The sequence below is a fragment of the Paenibacillus vortex V453 genome, assembly GCF_000193415.1.
Lineage (GTDB): Bacteria > Bacillota > Bacilli > Paenibacillales > Paenibacillaceae > Paenibacillus_AQ > Paenibacillus_AQ glucanolyticus.
This window is the reverse complement of record NZ_ADHJ01000025.1, coordinates 285877-306167: the sequence shown is the minus strand read 5'-3', so window position 1 is coordinate 306167 and position 20291 is coordinate 285877. Positions and strand designations below refer to the sequence as shown.

21 protein-coding genes are annotated in these 20291 nt (G+C 48.7%); 20 read left to right on the top strand and 1 reads right to left on the bottom strand.

Going from position 1 to position 20291, the window contains the following annotated elements; genetic code table 11:
• Positions 1–9: 9 nt before the first annotated feature.
• From PVOR_RS16340 to PVOR_RS30680, 16 genes are all read left to right on the top strand, one after another.
• On the top strand, positions 10–1116 hold the full coding sequence (locus tag PVOR_RS16340; protein ID WP_006210488.1) for a hypothetical protein: 1107 nt from the start codon (positions 10–12) through the stop codon (positions 1114–1116).
• Positions 1088–2263, top strand: a complete 1176-nt coding sequence (locus tag PVOR_RS16335) for a radical SAM protein (RefSeq protein WP_006210487.1) — start codon at positions 1088–1090, stop codon at positions 2261–2263. The genes PVOR_RS16340 and PVOR_RS16335 overlap by 29 nt, the downstream gene beginning before the upstream one ends.
• Before the next feature lie 60 nt (positions 2264–2323).
• A complete protein-coding gene (locus PVOR_RS16330) occupies positions 2324–3307 on the top strand; it encodes an ABC transporter ATP-binding protein (protein ID WP_006210486.1) in 984 nt (327 codons plus the stop codon).
• Entirely contained in the window at positions 3304–4113 is an 810-nt protein-coding gene (locus tag PVOR_RS16325) for an ABC transporter permease (protein WP_036637622.1), read from the top strand. The genes PVOR_RS16330 and PVOR_RS16325 overlap by 4 nt, the downstream gene beginning before the upstream one ends.
• Before the next feature lie 12 nt (positions 4114–4125).
• Positions 4126–4929, top strand: a complete 804-nt coding sequence (locus PVOR_RS16320; protein ID WP_006210483.1) for an ABC transporter permease — start codon at positions 4126–4128, stop codon at positions 4927–4929.
• A 63-nt stretch (positions 4930–4992) separates the two neighbouring features.
• A complete protein-coding gene (locus PVOR_RS16315) occupies positions 4993–6042 on the top strand; it encodes a hypothetical protein (RefSeq protein WP_040680672.1) in 1050 nt (349 codons plus the stop codon).
• A 215-nt stretch (positions 6043–6257) separates the two neighbouring features.
• Positions 6258–7622 (top strand): MATE family efflux transporter, encoded by a 1365-nt coding sequence (locus PVOR_RS16310; protein ID WP_006210481.1) that lies wholly within the window; start codon positions 6258–6260, stop codon positions 7620–7622.
• A 103-nt stretch (positions 7623–7725) separates the two neighbouring features.
• A complete protein-coding gene (locus tag PVOR_RS16305) occupies positions 7726–8346 on the top strand; it encodes a TetR/AcrR family transcriptional regulator (protein ID WP_006210480.1) in 621 nt (206 codons plus the stop codon).
• Entirely contained in the window at positions 8343–8936 is a 594-nt protein-coding gene (locus PVOR_RS16300; protein ID WP_006210479.1) for a GNAT family N-acetyltransferase, read from the top strand. The genes PVOR_RS16305 and PVOR_RS16300 overlap by 4 nt, the downstream gene beginning before the upstream one ends.
• A gap of 244 nt (positions 8937–9180) precedes the next feature.
• Positions 9181–10185 carry a LacI family DNA-binding transcriptional regulator gene (locus PVOR_RS16295; RefSeq protein ID WP_006210478.1) on the top strand — a complete coding sequence of 335 codons (1005 nt, stop codon included), beginning with the start codon at positions 9181–9183 and terminating at the stop codon, positions 10183–10185.
• 29 nt (positions 10186–10214) lie between these two features.
• Positions 10215–11636: an extracellular solute-binding protein gene (locus tag PVOR_RS16290; RefSeq protein ID WP_006210477.1), complete on the top strand. Its 1422-nt coding sequence runs from the start codon at positions 10215–10217 to the stop codon at positions 11634–11636.
• A gap of 68 nt (positions 11637–11704) precedes the next feature.
• Complete coding sequence (locus PVOR_RS16285) at positions 11705–12577, top strand: ABC transporter permease subunit (RefSeq protein ID WP_006210476.1); 873 nt, start codon at positions 11705–11707, stop codon at positions 12575–12577.
• A gap of 8 nt (positions 12578–12585) precedes the next feature.
• Entirely contained in the window at positions 12586–13452 is an 867-nt protein-coding gene (locus tag PVOR_RS16280; protein ID WP_006210475.1) for a carbohydrate ABC transporter permease, read from the top strand.
• A gap of 23 nt (positions 13453–13475) precedes the next feature.
• A complete protein-coding gene (locus tag PVOR_RS16275; protein WP_006210474.1) occupies positions 13476–14783 on the top strand; it encodes a CehA/McbA family metallohydrolase in 1308 nt (435 codons plus the stop codon).
• 194 nt (positions 14784–14977) lie between these two features.
• Entirely contained in the window at positions 14978–15688 is a 711-nt protein-coding gene (locus PVOR_RS16270; protein ID WP_006210473.1) for a lipase family protein, read from the top strand.
• Positions 15685–15897 (top strand): hypothetical protein, encoded by a 213-nt coding sequence (locus tag PVOR_RS30680; RefSeq protein WP_040680671.1) that lies wholly within the window; start codon positions 15685–15687, stop codon positions 15895–15897. Before PVOR_RS16270 ends, PVOR_RS30680 begins: the two co-directional genes overlap by 4 nt.
• A 2-nt stretch (positions 15898–15899) precedes the next feature.
• On the opposite strand, the gene PVOR_RS16260 is transcribed toward PVOR_RS30680, so the two are convergent.
• On the bottom strand, positions 15900–17363 hold the full coding sequence (locus PVOR_RS16260) for a chitinase (protein WP_006210468.1): 1464 nt from the start codon (positions 17361–17363) through the stop codon (positions 15900–15902).
• A 408-nt stretch (positions 17364–17771) separates the two neighbouring features.
• On the opposite strand from PVOR_RS16260, the gene PVOR_RS16255 reads away from it, so the two are divergent.
• The 4 genes from PVOR_RS16255 (at position 17772) to PVOR_RS16240 (ending at position 20285) form a co-directional block, all read left to right on the top strand.
• Positions 17772–18407, top strand: coding sequence for a glycoside hydrolase family 11 protein (locus tag PVOR_RS16255; RefSeq protein ID WP_006210467.1), 636 nt, complete (start codon positions 17772–17774; stop codon positions 18405–18407).
• A 76-nt stretch (positions 18408–18483) separates the two neighbouring features.
• Positions 18484–18684, top strand: a complete 201-nt coding sequence (locus PVOR_RS16250; RefSeq protein WP_006210464.1) for a hypothetical protein — start codon at positions 18484–18486, stop codon at positions 18682–18684.
• 13 nt (positions 18685–18697) lie between these two features.
• Positions 18698–19537, top strand: a complete 840-nt coding sequence (locus tag PVOR_RS16245) for a formylglycine-generating enzyme family protein (protein WP_006210463.1) — start codon at positions 18698–18700, stop codon at positions 19535–19537.
• A gap of 205 nt (positions 19538–19742) precedes the next feature.
• Positions 19743–20285, top strand: a complete 543-nt coding sequence (locus tag PVOR_RS16240) for a GNAT family N-acetyltransferase (RefSeq protein ID WP_082834471.1) — start codon at positions 19743–19745, stop codon at positions 20283–20285.
• The last annotated feature ends 6 nt before the right edge of the window (positions 20286–20291 follow it).

The window sequence follows — 20291 nt, the reverse complement described above, 5'->3', positions numbered from 1 at the left end:
AGGCAGGGCATGAATTCATCTTCGATCACCATGCTGGCGTCGGGCAATTCGCTTGGCGCGTACATTCCGGCTATGCACCTGTACACGTACCTTCAAGACAGAGGTGTCAGAGCAGCGGTTCACGTTCTGGAGAATTTGTATCACGAAGAAATCAGGCGCAAGATCCCTTCCACAAAAAAAGCATTCCACGCCGATTTCTCCGTTGCCCTGATGGGCCATAAGCTGGCCAAACCCGTTGAATCTTCCCTGAACGAGGAGGAGGTCCAGCGTCTGCTGGATGCATGGAACCGTGATGGGGTGTCCCGCTTTGCCGTGTTTACCGGCTTCTGGCTGCCGATCCTGGAGCGCTACAAGATCATTGCACGCGAGCCTCTGGATATTCGACTGATCCGGTTGGATGCGTGGGATACGCCGTCGTTCAAGGTACACAAGTCCTTGTACCCCGGCTACCATAACGTCTGGTTCTATGAGCCTTCGAAATGGTCACCGGGCGGCTATATTGCTTCAGACGAGACGGAGCCTCTGCCTTATGCGCAGCGTGCCGGACGCATTCTGATCCATGGCGGCGGCTGGGGGATCGGGACGTATGCCGGAACGATCCCTAAGCTTCGCGAGCTCGGTTACCCGCTGGATGTGATTGTCTATGATCCTTCCGAGGTGGAGGAGGACGACGGGGTTACACGGTACTTCGGAACGGACGCAGCCTGGGACCCGTGGAGCCGGGATGAACAGGGGCGGCATACGTTTCCGCCGATGGTCCGTTATCTCCGTGAGGGCGGCGTTTTACAGGATATCCCGCTCAGGGATTACGCCGCTTACACGGATCTGATGCGGAACTGCGCTGCCATCATCAGCAAGCCGGGAGGAGCCACCCTGAACGACTCGCTGTCATATGGAATCCCTTTTGTCATGCTGGAGCCGTTCGGCGAGCATGAGCTTCACAATTCAAGTTATTGGGAATCCTGCGGCTTCGGCATCCGGTTCGCGGAATGGGCAGCCCAGGATTTCTCGAAACAACATCTGGAGAGAATACACACGCGTTTGCTGGAGGAGCGATCAAAAATCAATCATTTCGGGAGGAAAACTTATGCAGCCGAAAACAGCAGTTACGTTTGACCAGCTGACATTCCAAAATATGAAAAGGACCCTCGTTCCGCTGGCGGAAACGGGGAGGAAGCTTCGGGAAGATCCGACTTATGCCGCCCCCGTGCCTTATGAGATCGGGATCAAGCTTAATAACGGCTGCAACCTGCGCTGCAAGCACTGCTTCGAATGGAATCCGGACGGGTTCCATCACGGGTTTGCCAAGGAAGAGAAGAAAGACGAGATCGACATTCCCGTTGTGGAGAAGCTTCTGGCTGAAACGAGAGAGCGCAAATCGCGTGTGTTCCTGTGGGGTGGAGAACCGCTGTTCTATTCCAAGTTCGATGAATTGGCGGAATTGCTGGCCAAGGAAGACCGGTACACAACCATTTGCACAAACGCGATTCTCATCGAACAGAAGCTGGATTCCATTCTGAAAATGTCGGAAAATCTGGTTATGCTGGTCAGCCTGGAAGGTTTCGAGAAGGAGAATGACGCGATTCGGGGCAAAGGCACCTTCAAGAAAGTGATCCACGCCGTACAGCTGCTGCTTGATCTGCAGAAGCAGGGCTTGTACAAAGGCAAAGTTTCCGTAGCCCTGACGGTGAATGACCAGATGGTTGGTCAGCTTTACAGCTTTATGGAATTCTTCGAAGAGATGGGCGTCGATTCCGTTTACTTCTGCTTCCCATGGTACATCCCTCCCGGTACGGCGGAAAAGATGGATACCTACTTTGATGCCCATTTCCCGCACCTTGCCTCCCGCTTTGCGGACAATCACAAGAATAGCTGGCACTCCTTCACATTCCATATCTCCCCGGGCAATTATGACACACTAATCGAAGAGCTTAAACGCGTCAATTCCCGTGTATGGAATGTGCGCATTCGCTATCAGCCTGCACTGGAGCCCGAAGAAGTAGAAGGATTCATCCGAGGCAGCGAGAAGCCGGCCATGAAGAGGACCAAGTGTTTTTCCATCTCGAATCGGATGGATGTCATGCCGGACGGCAAAGTGAATCCGTGCAAATTTTTCCCGGAATTCAGTGTCGGCAATCTGTACGAAGACAGCGTGGCGGATATTTTTCACGGCGAGGATCTACGGAAACAGCGCGAGGTGCTGGCCTGCGGTTTGATGCCGATATGCTCCAAATGTGTGCTTCTGTATAACAATGGAGTTTAAGCTTTCAGATTGGATACCGCCCAAAATGGGACTATATGTTATCGTTCAGGAGGAGCGGGGATGGACTTTATCCGTGTGCGGGAGCTGCACAAATCATTTGTGTATTACCGGAAAGAAGCAGGACTTAGGCATTCACTGAAAAATCTGTTTGCCCGGAAGTCACTTGTGAAGGAAGCGGTTAAATCCGTTTCCTTCGATATCGGCCCCGGCGAGTGCGTTGGATTTCTGGGTCCTAACGGGGCGGGGAAAACCACGACACTCAAAATGCTGTCGGGTATTTTATATCCTACAAGCGGGGAGGCCAACGTGCTCGGCTATGTGCCTTGGGAGCGAAGGAACGAGTTCAAACGGCTGTTCTCCATTGTGATGGGTCAGAAAAACCAGCTCTGGTGGGACCTTCCCGCCAGCGAATCGATTTATTTAAACAAATGTATATATGACGTGGAGGATGATCTTTACCGCCGAAGTCTTGCCGAACTATCGGAGATGTTAGGTGTGCAGGAGCTTCTGAATGTGCAGGTGCGCCGGCTGTCCCTGGGCGAACGGATGAAAATGGAGCTGATTGCCGCTCTGATCCATCGCCCGAAGCTGCTGTATCTGGACGAGCCGACGATCGGCCTGGATTTCCCCTCCCAGAAGAAGGTCAGGGAGTTTTTGAAATATTATAATGAACAGTTCGGCGCGACGATTCTGCTGACCAGCCACTACATGAAGGATGTGGAGGATCTGTGCAAGCGTACGATCATCATTAACGAAGGAAGCCTGCTGTATGACGGCGATCTTCATAAGATTAACCATTTATTTGGCGAGCACAAAATCATCAGGCTGCAGTTCTCCGAGCCGGTCGCGGAACAGCGGCTGGCTTCGTTCGGGAAGATTGTGAGTATGGACGATTATAACGCTGTGCTGGAGCTGCCGAAATACCGCATGAAGGAAGTATCGCGCGCCGTCCTTGATTCGTTTGATATTTTGGATTGGACGATTGAGGACGTGCCGATCGAAGAGAGTATATCAAGGCTGTACCGCAAGGAATATGCAGGATGAATAGACGCAGATTGTATACGGCTGTTTTTTCGATGGGAATTCAGCATTCGATGGAATACCGATTCCACTTCTTCCTCGGACTTCTTGGAGCCGCGTTTCCGATTCTTGTCCAATATTTTATCTGGACGGCAGTTTACCGGCACTCCGGCGAAACGGCGCTGTTCTCGTATTCATACCATCAAATCATATTGTATACGATTTTGGCGGGATTGGTGTCCAAGCTGATCGCGACCCAGTTCGAGCACCAGATTGTCGACGATATCAAGAACGGCGGACTCAACAAGTATTTGATCAAACCGGTCAGCTACTTCGGGTATCGACTGGTGTCCTTTTTCGGGCAGAAGGCGATTTATTACGGAATTACCGCTGTCATGCTTGTCGGGATCATCTGGATCGCAGCGGCCGGGGACGTAATCGAGCTCCAGGCCGTACGGCTGGTCTTGTTTGCTGTCACGCTGTGGGGCGCGCTTTTGCTTAATTTCCTGATCGCTTACTGCATCTGTGCAAGTGCTTTTTATCTGAATGAAATCTCTTATTTTTTTGTTATTACGAGTCTGCTTGTCAATATTTTGAGCGGAGGCATGTTTCCGCTTGAGATTTTCGGAGATTCGGTGGTGCAGGCACTTCAGTACACGCCGTTTCCGTACACCATTTATTTTCCGGTCAATGTCCTCAGCGGCAAAACAGAGGTAGGGGCGATGTACCAGGGGCTGCTCATCCAGTGTGGATGGATACTCCTGTTCTTCTTGCTATCCCGACTGACGTGGCGGGTTTCCATGAAGAAATATTCGGCGGTTGGGGGGTAGCGGGCATTCCATATGTTTAAAACCATAAGAAAATACGCACATCTGTATGGCATGTTCATCAAAAATTGTCTCATCGCCCAGATGGAGTTTCGTGGCAATTTTATGATGAGTCTGCTTGTGGAATCCGTCTACCTGCTCGCCAAGCTGTTGTATGTGCTCGTTGTGTTCCGCACCGATCTTCACGTAGACGGCATACCGCCTGAAGGTCTGCTTCTATTTATAGGCATGCACACCGTAGTGACCGGCATTTATGTGGGACTCTTTTTCACGAATTTCACAAAAATTCCGGAGTATATCAAGGACGGCACGCTCGACTTAATGCTTACAAAGCCGGTTTCTCTCCAATTTATGGCTTCCTTGCGTTATGTCGATCTGGCGCTGCCGATCCCTGATATTCTGGTTGGGTTCGTCATGATTGGCATAGGCTGGCATGCCATGGATATTCCGCTGACGCTGCTGCAGCTTGCCGGGTTTATGCTGCTGCAGCTTGTCTCCGTTGTCATCACATACTGTCTGATGATTATCCCTGCGCTGCTGTCATTCTGGTTCGTTCAGACGGGCTCTGCGTCGGAGATCGCCCATTCCGCCTGGGACGCCAACAATTTTCCCATGGCGATTTACCCGGCTTGGGTCCGCCGAATCGGAACATTTGTCATTCCATTGTTCCTCATTACCAATTTCGTACCGCTGTTCCTTCTGGGACAGCTCAGCTGGCTCTACGCGGGATTGGCACTTGCCGGTTCGCTTCTGCTCTTCACAGTCATTCGACTGATTTGGAAGCAGGCTGTGAAGGGATACAGCAGTGCAAGCAGCTAAGAAGATCTGTCGGTCATGTATGGCAGCTGGGTGATAACTCAGAAACCAGAAGGGGGAGAATCCATGAGGGCTGTTCAGCTTCCGATATCGAATCCGCCGCTTAAAGGATTTTTACGATGGGCTTATACACTTTCGATCACCAGCATCCACGAAGAAACGATTCCTTGGTATTACAGCAATTTTATTCAGTTGTCCTGCAAAAAAACATTCCTGGAGGATGGCGGGCAGTTCTATTTCGATTTTTTTCGCGGCAAACCGAATGAACTGAATTTCAACAATCCGTTTCTGCTCACGTGCTCCGTCAACTATACGATTTTGGAGTTTTTGCCCTTGGACGCCTGGCCGCAATTCTTTGCGGATCAGATTCGCAGCGGCTATTATTGCGTTGTGTTTCTGGACGAATCAAGGCTATCCCCGGCGGCGGCCTATCAGAAAGAGCCGTTTCCCCACCATCTGTTTCTATATGGTTTCGACTTGGACCAAGCAATTTTCGATGCTTCCATGTTCGACCATACGGGAGTGTACCGCAATCTGCAGATCCCGTTCACAGAGTTCCAGGATGCTGTCCATTCCATGAGGCATCTGCTGAAGGAGGGGGTTACGGCGGATCATCACACGTATTTCTACAAATACGAACCGCATTCTCCGTATCCTTTTGATCGAACAGCTGCGATTGACCAACTGCGCGATTACTTAAACGGTGAGACTCATTTAAACCGAATCAATTATAATCCGGACGAAGAGCAGGCTTTCGGATTAAAGGTCTACGACTATTTGCAAATGTACTTTGATGCCGTAGAGAGCAACGATTCCCGGCTTGGTGACCGTAGTGACGTGAGGCATCTACATGTGCTCTGGGAGCACAAAAAAATGATGAGCGAGCGGATCGACTATTTGGTGGACGAGGGGATCATCCCGTACGATGAAGAGCTTGCGGATGGCTACAGGGATATCACCAAGAGTGCGATGAAACTGAGGGATCAGTACATTCGTCATGAAATTCGAGCAGACAAGGACGTGTTTGAGCGGCTCAGGCTCCGGTTCGACCAGTTCCGAAAGGAAGAGCCGGTTCTGCTGCAAAAATTGATTGCACTGCTCGAAGGCTCCACCTAGCTGATCATAATAAATGATATGGATTACTATCTGTTTCTTACACGGATAATCGTATTTTCTCCATCTTGTAATATCCAAATCCTGGTGCTATACTCATAGCAATATACAGGCAATGCTACTGAAAAGTACAACCTTGGCTTCGTCCGGGGTTGTGCTTTTTTTGCGTTCAGATTTAACTTATACATCAAAAATTGAGTGTAGAAAGAGGTAAATCCATGAGTGACCATGCAAACAAATCATTCTACAGGACGCTATATACATTAGCGATTCCCATTGCGCTGCAGAGCTTAATAATGGCTCTGCTAAACATGACAGACCAAGTCATGGTAGGACAGCTAGGTGATATTGCCATCGCATCAGTTGGAATCTCCAGCAAAATTTTCAGCGTTATTTCCGTCGTTCTGGCTGGACTTGCTGCCACACTTTCCATCTATACTGCTCAGTATTGGGGGAAGAAGGATACAAAGAGCATTTCACACTTGCTGGGACTGAGCTTGTATCTGGGATTATCACTGTCGATACTGTTTGCCATTATCGTTTTTTTCAATCCGCAGCCGCTGCTCTCCTTGTTTACGACAGATATGCTTGTGACAGGAGAAGGCGGCATCTTTCTGCAGATCGGAGCGCTTAGCTATGTTCCAATCATGCTGACGATGTTATACTCTGCAATTCTGCGCAGCACAGGGCATGTAAAGCTTCCGATGTATGTCAGTTTATGCGCGGTCATGCTTAACATTATTCTTAATTACTTGCTGATCTTCGGACATTTCGGTTTCCCGCAGCTTGGACTCGCAGGCGCTGCATATGCAACCGTTATTGCCAGGTTAGCGGAATGTTTACTCATTATTGGAGCCGTATACTGGTTCCGTCTTCCGGGGGCCGTGGAGTTCAAACATCTCTTCCGCACATCGAGGCCGCTAGCGAGAAAGTTCCTTGTCACCATGTACCCGCTTGTGCTGACAGAGTTCGTATGGGTGCTCGGTGAGGCAGTTTATGCTGTTATTTATAGCCGAATGGGTGTGGCCGAGATGACGGCCATGACCATTACGTTCCCGTTTCAAGGGCTGATGATCGGTTTATTGTCGGGTATAGGAGCGGCGGCAGGTGTAATGGTTGGAAACAAGCTTGGCGAAGGTGATCATACGCAGGCAATGAATTACGCTAGAAAACTCATTCGCGTCGGCCTGGTGACTTCATTCGGACTTGGCATTGTGGTCGTTCTCCTAGCTCCAATGTATACGAGAATATTCCAAGTTTCGGTGGAAGTGAAACAGCTGTCCGTTTATGTCATATGGGTTTTTGCTGCATTCATGTGGGTTAAGGTTGCAAATATGATCATCGCAGGGGGGATCCTGCAAAGTGGCGGTGACAGTAAATTCGTTTTTGCCATGGAGTCGACGGCTACATGGCTAGTCGGGGTACCCCTCGGATTCATGCTGTCTTTTGTATGGAAGCAGCCGCTGTTTTGGGTTTATTTTTTCCTCTCCTTGGAGGAGGTCGTGCGATTTATAATCGGTTATATTCGATATCGATCTGGTAAATGGATGCAGAATTTAACGGTGCAATCGGATGCTTCCTAATGAGATTCATTCAATATCCAACACATTTAAAGTTGTGGATTGTTAATCGGGTTGTTATGTTTTATAATGAGTAAAAACTCACTCATAAAAAGGAGCTGTTCAATTGCCGCGTACGAAGGAACAGTTTGAAGAAATGCGCAATGCCACTAGAGCGAAAATACATGCTGCCGCAATGCAGTTATTTGTTCATCAAGGATTCGGATCGACCAATGTTCAAGATATTGCGGATACAGCTGGCATCAGTATTGGGCTTCTGTATCGGCATTACAGAACAAAGGATCAATTGTTTCACGAATTGGTGGACTTTGCCATCGAAGGATTGAAACGTAATATTGCCTATTTCGAATCCGATCTATCCCCCAAAACCTTAATGGCACGATTTGTGGACGAAATCTACACGGATTTCATGAATGGGGAGGAACTAGTCAATCTGTTGATTCTGATCAATCAATCCATGTTTGCAGGCGCTGGCACACCCTCCAAACAACATGAAGAGATTCTCCAGGTCAATGCAAGACTGCTTGATGCAACGGCCCAACTTATTCGTAAGGGGCAGCATCTTGGAGAATTCCGCTCAGGCGATGCACGCGAAATGGCAGTCTTTTTTTACGCATCGGTTCAGGGCTTGGCTGAGATGAAGGTGCTGTTGAAGAACAGTTTTGCGATGCCCTCACCGTCGGTGCTCACAGCGTTTCTATTTAGAGAGGGAGTGGACGTGTCATGATTACCATTGTAAGAGCGGATCAAGCCGAGTGTGATGTGAGGCAAGGAATAGCTGAAACATTCGCCGAGGGCTTTACACAGTGGCTAGGATTTTTCTCCAAGGATCCCAAGAAGATAGCAGCGTCATTTGCCCATATGTTCATTCTGGATCAATTCTACGTGGCTGTATCCAACGGACAAGTAATCGGAATGGCAGCCTGCACGGATGGAGCCTCATTTTCGGTTCAACTTGATAAAAAGGAACTTCGAAAACATCTGGGCTTTTTCAAAGGCAGCATGGCCGCTATTTTCCTGAAAAAAGAATTTGAAACGACTCCCGGACATCCTTCACCTGGCGCAGGTTCCATCGAATTTGTAGGCACGGCTGCTGAGTTCAGAGGGCAAGGTGTTGCTTCACAACTGATATGTCATATCCTTGAGCATACACCTTATCAAGTTTATTTGATTGATGGAGTCGCAGATACCAATATTCCGGCCATGAAACTGTATCATAAATTAGGTTTTGACGAATACAAGCGAAAGCCAATACCTGTTAAACAGGCTAAGAAAATAGGAATTAATTACTTTGTGTCGTTGATCCATACCCAATAATCTCCAAAACGAATTCTCGCCAACTCTACGTTCAGACCATCCCGTATGCCAAACACACACTATGATCTAGCTTATTCAGATCATAGCGTGTGTTTTTTTATTTAAGAGATTTTATTTTCAATTAACATAAACATGGATTCTATTAAATTATTCTTACTTAAAATCAAATACGCAGGGTCATTAAACCGGTTTAATGATTATGCAGAGTATTCAGAATTCGCAGCAGAGGAAGGAACCAAATGTAATGGCTACCATTGATGATGTTGCCAAGATGGCAGGAGTATCCAAGGGGACCGTATCCAGCGTGTTCAGCAAAAAAAGACCGATCAGCCAACAAGTGACGGAGCGGGTACTGAGAGTAGCTCAAGAGCTGGGATATTTCCCTAACCATCTGGCGCGAAGCCTCGCGATCAAAAGGACGATGAGCATTGGTCTCAAGATACCCCTTCCTCCCGACGGGACGATGACGGCCTTTGATACTCAGATGATAAACGGTGTCATCAAGGAATGCACCAAGCAAGGCTACAGGGTGGTGCTTGACACTCTGCCGGAGCAGGAGGATCCCACTATGTATTCCCAGGATCCCGTTGATGGCGTCATCCTGCTGAACCCTCGTAAGAATGATTCACGGATTAAACGGTACCGTAAGATGGGAATTCACCTCGTACTGGTGGGACGGCCTGACCCGCATGACGAATCGATCAGCTACGTGGATAACAACAATACGGAAGCTGCCCATGAGGTAGGAGACTATTTGCTCCGAAACGGCCACGAATCGATACTGTTTCTGAATGCTGCAGCCGATATGACGGTGGCCCAGGACCGGAGACAGGGCTTGTCGGAGGCCTATCGCCTGCACGGCCTGTCGTTACGGGATGAATGCGTGATGTACTATGCCCATACCAACGGAACGGATTACGGTTATATGTCCATTTTGAATACTTATGGGAAATTAAGCTATACAGCCATCATTACGGATACGGACAGAGTGGCTCTTGGCGTGCTGAGGGCTGCTAGAGAGCTTGATATCAAGGTGCCGGAACAGCTGTCGGTCATCGCGCTGAGCAATGATGCGATTTTAGCTCAAGACATGAACCCGAGGCTTACGTCGGTCGAATTGTCGGCAGAAAAGCTCGGAGATGAAGCTGCCAAGCTGTTAATTGAGAAAATAAACGACAGCAGCGTCCACAGGCAAGTCATCATCCCCGCGCAGCTGGTTGTAAGGGAATCCTGCAGTGTTTTTTGTTGATCATAAATGACGAATAAGGAGTGGTTAGCTTGGCAACAGGAAAGAAGATTCTTAGCGCAATCATGGTTGTAACTTTATTCGGAAGTGTACTTGCAGGCTGTTCTCCGAGTTCGGACAACCGCAGCAGTGCGGCATCTCAAGAATCATCGAATGGGGAGGAACGCACGCTCAAAATCATGACAGGTGTCATCGGTGGGAAAACGCCGGAAGAAAACATTCAGTTCGAGCAGGAAATCGAACGTTTAACCGGCATCAAGGTAACGATGAACAAGCCGGCTTCCGACTACGATCAGAAGCTGCTTGCCGCTATCGCTTCCGGAGAAAAGTTCGATCTGCTGCAGATCAGCAAAGAGAAAATGTCCACCTTTATTGATCAAGGCATCCTCATGCCGTTAACCGATCAAGTGAATGGCTCCAAGGTGCTATCAGACACTGAAGTTATTCCCGCCAAGGAATGGGAGCAGGTTAAGACCAAGGATGGGCAGGTTTACGGTGTGTTCACCAAATATCAGGGAGGTACGATGCCGATCGTTCGCAAAGACTGGCTGACCAAGCTGAATCTGTCTGAACCTGAAACGCTTGATGATTACTATAAGGTCCTCAAGGCTTTCACGGAACAGGATCCGGACGGCAACGGCAAAAAAGACACCTACGGACTCAGCACGGCAGGCATGTACGAATTGCAGGGCTTCTTCAGCGCAGCGGGCCTTAAACAGCGATATGTGGAAACAGCGGACGGCAAGCTGGACGTTCCGTATTCTACAGATGCGGCCATCCCGGTTTATGAATGGCTGAACAAGCTGTTTACAGAAGGGATTCTTGACCCGAACTTTGCCACCAACGACACAGGTAAAATGCGCGACCTGTTCCTGACCGACCGCGTCGGCATGATTACGTACTGGGACGCTTGGGTAGGCATGCTGAACAATACGCGTTATGAACAAGATCCGACTACGAAATTTGAAGCGAAGGGCCTGCCGGGAGCGGCAGATTCAAACGGCAACCACATGCTGCGCAGAGGTGATCCGGATGTTTGGGTTGTTCCAATCAATGCAGAGCATCCGAAAACAGCCTTTGAATTTATTGAATGGTGGCATTCCGAGGAAGGCATTACTTTAGGAAGCTTAGGTATCAAGGATATTGATTACACAGTAGATAATAGCGGCAAGTATGCACTGACCCAGATCGGTAAAGAGCATGCTTCCGACCACGGTGTTCCATTCTGGTACAACAGCAACGTCGAAGCGCCTTTTGGCAAACTGCCAGGCGTACAGGAAGCGCAGGATCTCGTTGATCAATACGCATCACTGGAATTAACGCCTCCCCATTGGTCGGACGCTGAGAAGATTATCAATAAATATTCCTTCAAAGCTATCATGGGCGAAATGCCGGCTGCCGATGCAGTGAAACAAATGCGCGAAGAACTCAAGGCAGGCGGGTTTATCGATTAATGCTTGAAGAGGAGGGGGCGGCGGCACTCTGCTCCCTCTTTATTTTATTATGAAGGTGGTGAATGTACGTGAGAGCCGTGTTCAAGTATAAAACACTCTATTTTATGATGTTTCCAATCCTGGCTTACTTCCTGATTTTTTCCTTTTATCCACTTGCGCGCGGACTTGTCATCAGCTTTCAGGATTACCGTCTCATCGGGGACCGGCCGTTTATCGGCTTCGATAATTATGGAAGTGTACTAAAGGATCCGGCTTTTTGGGATGTTTCCAGGAACACTCTTGTGATCGGCGGCGGAATTTTTGTGATCAACTTTATTTTACCGCTGATCCTGGCGCTTTCCTTGAATGAAGTGGCTTCGGTCTGGTTCAAAAAGATGACCCAGATGATCGTTTATTTACCTCATTTGTTCTCCTGGGTTGTTGTAGGCGGCATGTGGATTCTGCTGCTGTCCCCGGACACGGGCATCGTAAATCAGATCATTCAGCTCTTCGGCGGTCAGTCTGTTGGCTTTCTGTCTTCCGACCGCTATGCCCGTACCGTGATGATCCTGACCTCAGGTTGGAAGGAGATGGGGTATACCTGCATTCTGTACTTGGCTGCCATCGTGAACATCAATCCGTCATTATACGAGGCTGCAAGCATGGACGGAGCCAGCCGCTGGCAGAAAGTCCGTTATGTAACGCTTCCGATGCTCAAATCCACTATGAAAGTGGTCATCATGTTGAATATACTGGGTATCCTGCGGATGTTCGATCAAATATTCGTGATGAGTAATGGCGCCATCGCTAACAAGGTGGACGTGATTATGATGTATACCTATCAGAAAGGCATATTGGAGTTTAGTATCGGGCCAGCTACGGCTGCAGGGTTCCTCGTAATTATGGCGACATTCATGCTTACGTACGCAACGAGAGCGGTTATCCGCTACGATGAAGGGTGAATCGATATATGAAATCAATGAAAAAAATAAGCTATCCGAGCCGTATTTTTGATACGATCAATATTTTGTTTCTCCTTCTGCTCGTATTGACCATGGTGATTCCGTTTTTAAATACGCTTGCGCTTGCATTTTCATCTAATTTTGCTTCCATGCAGCCAGGCATTGTGCTCTGGCCCAAAGAATTCAGCATAGAGGGCTTCTCCACGGTATGGAGCCGCATGAAGCTCTATTTGCCTTTTACGAATAACGTCATCGTGACTGTGGTAGGTACCGTTTGTCATGTTTTCTTAAGCTCTATGGCAGGTTACGTGCTGATCCAGAGAGGACTTCCGGGAAAGAAGTGGATGTTATCCGCGATCCTTCTGACCATGATGATTCCAAGCGAGGCCATTATGATTCCTTTGTATATCGTGAATAAGGACTTGGGCCTCCTTAACACGCTGAGTTCGCTGATTCTTTCGGGTTTCGTATCCGGCTTCAGTGTAATGCTCATGCGAAACTTCTTTTTAAGCGTCCCTTATGAGATGTCAGAATCAGCGCGGATCGACGGAGCTGGCGATTATCGGATATTCTTTACGATGTATCTGCCTCTTGCCAGAGCGGGACTGGCAACGGTCACTCTGTTCGAGTTTGTCAGTCGCTGGAATCAATTTACACCGGCCGTGCTTTATATTAACGATTCGTCCAAATATACGCTGCAAATTGCGTTGAAATCACTCATCGTGGATAACGATGCAACCTCCAGCAATTTCATGATCACGACCAATGTCAGGATGGCAGGCATTGTCATTGCCCTGCTTCCGCTTATCATCATCTACCCGTATGTGCAAAAGTATTTTGTTAAAGGGATGTTTGTTGGAGCAAATAAAGAATAAGGCAGGAATCAGGAGGGATACACATGGCAAACTCAAACGCGCAGCGGCGTTCTTCTGCTACTTTCAAGCGATATATTGAGCATTCGGAGCAAAGCACGTACATTGAGGTTCCGTTCCAAATGCCGGAGCAGGTTGAGGAAATCCACGTTCGCTATCAGGTGGAAGCATACGGCAGGGAATCCGCAGCGGTGATTGATCTTGGTGTACGGGACAGCGTCAGAGTCAGAGGCTGGAGCGGGGGAGCGCGTCAGGAATTTAACATCGCACAGAGCCAAGCGACCCCGGGTTATCTGCCGGGAGCACTGGCCCCGGGCGAATGGGCTGTACTTCATAATGCCTACAAGGTACCGGAAGAAGGCTGCACGGTAACGATCGACATTGAGTTTATGCACAAGACACCGCGCTGGTTGAAGGGAGACCTTCACACGCACAGCGTTCATAGCGATGGTGCCTATACACTGGAAGAGAATGCAGCCATTATGGAGAGTCTGGGATGCGATTTTATCGCGATGACAGATCACAATACGAGCAGTCAAAACCTCGCGTATCCCCGAGAAACATCGGTTCTGATGATTCCGGGTTCGGAATTTACAACGAATTTCGGGCATAGCAATTTTCTCGGAGCTATGAGCCCCATGGATGATTTCCGTGTAACAGAGATGTCCGATGTACATGAGAAGTTTCGGATTGCGCGTGAGCGGGGGGCCAAAATTGTATTAAATCACACACACTGTGATCATTGCCCATGGGAATGGGACTTCGAAGTGGATCACGACGGGGTGGAGGTGTGGAACGGCCCCTGGGATGAGCGAAACCGACGCGCGCTTTCCTGGTGGCAGGAGCAGCTCGTCAAGGGCAAACGTCTGGTAGCGGTGGGCGGAAGTGACGTGCATCGTCCGGGTCCGCACGTGAAGCATGCGATGCCATGTGTATGGGTCTGGTCTGAGGAAAAAACCGTGGAGCGAGTGCTGGACGGCATTGTTCAGGGTCATGTCGTAATCACTCATGCCCCTGACGGGCCGTTTGCCAACCTCCAATGCGGCGAGTTTGGAATTGGAGATGAAGTGCCATTTGATCAGGCTGATCAAGACGTAGTTGTTCAATTGGATGGTTTGCGTGCCGGTGATCTGGTTCGGCTATACAGCGAACGAGGCTTTGAAGAGGAGATCGCTGCTGAAACGGATGGGGAAAGGATACTTAGATTTGATGCTAAGGAACGGCGCTTTGTGCGAGCCGAAATCTGGCGGTATTTTCAACAGGTGGAAAGGACGATGATGGCTGCATTGACCAATCCGATCTATTTTAATACCAACGTGATAGTCCGGGACTAATGGGGAAGGACGAAATTTTGAGCTTAGAGCCTGGAGAAGTCGCGGAAACCGCGGCTTTTTTGTTTTTACTGATAGGAGTTCTTGTCCCAGGCTGCCTTTGAACTGAACTGAAGTTTTGTTTATCATAGGGGTAATACTTCTCCAACAGCATGAGTGCGCTGAATGTGATTAATAGACAAGAAGGGGACTGTGGAATGACAGAGACGTTTGTATCCTCCAATAGCGCATGCACAACACAGTGCCGCACGGTGGTTTTCTTTTTTGCTGGTGTGTTGACGTATCGGAATAATTTTGAAGCGGCTGCCAGTGAGATTGCCAAAAGCTATCAGCAAGCTAAGATCGTGATGATCTTTCCCTACGGTATGGCAAACGGCACCAAGGGCTCCTCAACCTTGCGTTTGCTGGCCCGGCAGCTTACGCAGGTTGGCTATGATCTGGCTCGCGATCAGTCCCGGCGAGTTACCAAGGCAGCGCAAATCATTCTTCAGCATGCATCAGATGCAGATCGCCTGATCCTTATCGGACACAGCGCCGGAGGTGTAATTGCCTATCGGGCAGGACTTTATTTGGAGGACAAACACGATATTCAGCATGTGCAGGTATTTGCTGTGGGCTGCCCCAAGTTTTATGTGAAGGACATTCCATATAATGAAAGATTCACCTATATTACTGGACAGAACCCGGACAGGATCACCCAAATCGGCAGCTGGCGTAAGCCAGGATCCAGGTTGTACCGAGGGAAGCCGGGGCGCGAAATTCAGATGGATTTTAATCCGGATCATCAGGGCTGGCGATTTCATGCCTCGTATTTTCTCAATTCAACCTGGACGGATTCGAACCAAGCGTTCCGTACCAATTCAGAAGAGCTGATCTCCCAAATCCATAACATTTGCCCGGACCGTTGAGCGTGAAAATAGATACCTTGCTGGAGATCCAGCAACAGGGCTGGCTAATGCATCCGAAAATGGAGTCAAGTCAAAAAGCCGCCGCTTCTTTCCGTCAACGGAAGAGAGCGGCGACTTTTGATGGGCAGTCAGTGAAGAAATTTATATTAGTTCTGGCAGCACTAAGGCTGGTTATTGATTGGACTGGCTCTCAGCAAGCAGCTCATTGATATTAAGGGAGTGTGCTCAAGAATGGCCTTACTGTCTTGGCAAGGGTATAATTCGTGGTTGCATCCCAGTTAATGGACCATGTCATCGCTCCTCGGATATCAGGGTATTTAGCTACTGGCTTATAACTTCCGCAGCTGTTTCCGGTTGCAAGACAATTCAGTGCATTATTGACAACCGTAGGGGAAACATATCCTCCCCCTGCGGCTGAAGGGGTAGCTGGCACGCCCAATCCCAATTGGGAAGGAGACACCCACTGCAGCGTCAAGTCCGAAAGAGCCGTAAGGAAATCAACGGTTCCCTGGCTGTAACATTTTCCGTCACGACCCAGCATGCATCCGGAATTATAGTACTGCACGTTCACCACGGTCGTTATATCCTTCAGATTGTTATAAAGCTGGCTATAAGATGTATTTGGATTCTGCATGTCAATGGTTTGCGGAGCCATCGTCAATACAAAATCATTCCCGACTTTTTGCTTCAATTGACGAATCGCATTGGTTAAATTAGGTACATTCAAGCCATGCTCGAGGTCAACGTCCAATCCATCCAGTCCAAATTTCGTGATGATCCCATAAACGCTGTTCACAAAATTCGTTATATTCGGCGAAGGATTATTAAGATTGACGTTCCCCAGTTCTCCTCCAATAGATATAATAACCTTCTTGCCTTGAGCACGTTTAGCCTGGATATCCGAGATCAGCTCAGCTTCTGTGTACCCGCCGAGAGCATTGGATAGGGCAGAATTAACCGTAAAGGTGACACCTCCGGGATTAGCAGGGTCCATCTCTGCGAAGGCTAATACAATGATATCGTACTGATCCGGTATATTTCTCACTTTCACATTGGTAGCACCATTGACAAAATTTTGCCAGTATCCTGTCAATATATGCTTCGGCAGTTGGCCAACACCGCCAGGAGTTCCCTCGGCTGTTGTTGCACTCACCGTTGCACTGGCTGGAGAAAGGTTTCCAGCAGCGTCCTTGGCAACGATCTTGAAAGAATAGGTTGTCTTGGCGGAGAGCCCGGTGATTGTCGCTGTATTCGAGGTTACGGTTACTGCAAGTGATGTACCTTGGTATACATCATAACCTGTCACACCTACATTATCCGTGGAGGCCTGCCAGGACAAAGTTACGCTGGAGGAGGTGACTCCGCTCACGGTTACGTTCGCGGGAGCTGTGGGAGCTACCGTATCGGAGCCTCCGCCGCCTTGAACCTGCTGCCACAATGCCGGAACATTGGGTGGTTCCCAGCCTGTCAATGAGGTATGGGGCTGAATAGCCTTGTACGTCTTTCCACTGTAAGTGACGGTATCGTTTACGGCGTAAGCCACATTGGGTGCCCATGCACCCCGTTCTGCTGCTGAAACCTCGCGCGGGAACAAGCTCATCATCATAGCTACGACAATCAATAGAGGCAGCATCATTTTGGATTTGCCCAGCGCCCCGAATATGCCCTTTCTCATCATTAATTCCTCCTCACTAATCGTTTATCAGATTTTGTCTACCTGCGTAAAGCAGCATCGCCTCCTTTCAAAACTTCACGGAAAACTAGTGATTGACAGCGCTTACGTGTTGGCGTGAAACGATTTCCTCTGCGTATCATTGCTCTTGGTTTGATAAGCATAATTTACTTTAAATGTTAATTATTCTCAATAGATCTGGAGAATCAATTTAAACTCAGAATATTTTAAATTGCAAAATAATTGATGTAACATATTTAATTTGTGAAGTGTTATGAAATCGCTATCATTCTATAATTTACTTAGAAAGGAGGTAAAGGAAAAAACATACAGGATAAGGGATGTGCTGCACAGCGAACCAATCGACATGCAGACGTATGAGGCAATTACAAAAATCTGAGGAGGTAGATTATGTTTAGGTTTAGTAAGAAATTGATGACGGTCATTCTTGCAGCATCCATGAGTTTTGGCTTGTTTGCATCAACCTCAAGTGCAGCTACGGACTACTGGCAAAATTGGACGGATGGCGGCGGTACGGTCAATGCCGTTAATGGGTCCGGCGGCAATTACAGCGTGACCTGGCAAAATACCGGGAATTTCGTAGTCGGTAAAGGCTGGAATACCGGATCTTCAAACCGGACAATTAACTATAATGCCGGTGTCTGGGCGCCGTCCGGCAATGGGTATTTGACCCTTTACGGATGGACCCGGAACTCACTCATCGAATATTACGTTGTGGACAGCTGGGGGACGTATCGGCCTACGGGAACACATAAAGGCACGGTGACGAGTGATGGGGGCACATATGACATCTATACGACAATGAGATACAACGCTCCTTCCATTGACGGGACACAAACGTTTGCCCAGTACTGGAGTGTTCGGCAATCGAAGAGAGCGACCGGCGTCAACTCCAGTATTACGTTCAGCAATCATGTGAATGCATGGGCTAGCAAAGGAATGAATCTGGGAAGCAGCTGGGCCTATCAGGTGTTAGCGACAGAGGGCTATCAGAGCAGCGGCAGCTCCAACGTAACGGTATGGTAACGGGTGCATTGAAGGCAACACAACGAACGATCAGAATTGAAACCGCTTACTCATTCGGTGTTTCAAGCTACCGGTAATGAATTACGCGGATAAATTATGTCATACCAAAGTGGACTTCAACATTGGAGGGCGGCCGATTGGCCGTTCTCCTCCCGTTGTATCCATCGGTCCCGTTGCGCTGGGCAGGGCTAGCGGAATTAACGGGAACAGCGGCCCATGGCTTGCCGGAGCCGAGCAGCAGGCTATCATCGTTTATCATTTTTCCTATCAGGCTTAAAGGAGATATGTCAATGAGAAAGCTATTCATGTTTCTTTTAATAGCAGCAGTGGTTGTGATCAGCGCATGTTCGGAAGAAAAACCTGAATCGAAGAATGATCTTGTATTCGTGGAGGGCGGAACCTTTAAGAACAACAACTCCAATTACGCTGGAGAAGGCATGACCCTATCGAATTTTTATATCGGCAAATATGAGGTCACCCAAAAAGAATGGGCCGAAGTCATGGGCAGTAATCCCTCGGGATTCAAAGGCGACAATTTACCCGTAGAGATGGTGAGCTGGTATGACGCTGTGGAATACTGTAATCAAAGAAGTCTAAAAGAGGGTTTAAATCCGTTTTACAATATAGACAAGAACAAAAAGGACCCGAATAACAACAATGAGAACGATAATATAAAATGGATAGTCACGATCCATGAGGGGGCTAACGGTTACCGATTGCCAACCGAAGCGGAGTGGGAATATGCTGCAGGCGGAGGTCAGGCGAGCAAGGGTTACATATACAGCGGCAGCAATAATGCCGACGAGGTCGCATGGTATTGGAAAAACGCCGGGAACAAACCCTTAACCGGAAATTGGAACTGGCCAGCCATAGAGAACAACCGCAATCAAACCAAATCGATCGGTACCCGGAAACCCAATGAGTTAGGCATTTACGATATGTCTGGCAACGTAAGGGAATGGTGTTGGGAGTGGCATGGCGATTCGGACAGCCGGACCGGCTCCTACCGGCTTGTGAAGGGCGGCGGTTGGATGGGTGACGTCAGCAACAACGAGATATCCTTCCGAGGCAAGTTTGATGCGAATGGCTTCGGTCCTGATCAAGGCCTTCGTGTCGTTCGCGGAGAATAGTCGGAACAAGGCAGACAAAGCATCACTTTTATCTCCAGGAATAAGGGGAACAACGCGCTCAGCGAAGTCTCGTTGGACAAGAGCATATAGGTCTGGGAAGTCGCGCAATTCGCGGCTTTTTTTGTTTTGCGAATCGCAATATCTGCCCCTTTCCATCCTGTGATATAATCTCCTTACATTTTATGAGTTGGTGGGGATGGTGCAGATGATAGAGCAGCAAGTATATGTCCGATTTCCGGAGGAAGCGGACGCCGCAGAATTGACAGACATGTACAATCGCAATCGGGTCTTTTTTGAGAACTTCTCACCAAGCAACCCGGAAGCGTTCTATACAGAGGAGCATCAGCTCCAAATGATTAGGAAAAGTAAGACGGACAGGGAGGAGGACCGGAAATATGACTTCGTGATATGCCGCACCGAGGACGACCGGATTATTGGTAGTATAGGGCTGTCCTTCGTGGTACGGGACCCGCTTCAGAGCTGTATGATCGGATACAGCCTGGACCAGAATCATAACGGCAAGGGTTATATGACAGAAGCCGTAAAACAGGTGGTACGCTATGCCTTCGAGGAGCTTCGGTTTCACCGGATCGTAGGGGAGGCCTCTCCCCGGAATCCCGGCTCCATACGCGTGCTTGAGCATGCAGGGTTCCACAAAGAAGGCATAGCCCGAAGCAACGTGAAGATCAACGGGGTATGGGAGGATCATCAGGTTCTTGCACTTATCAATCCCTCCGAGAGCAGATAGATCAAT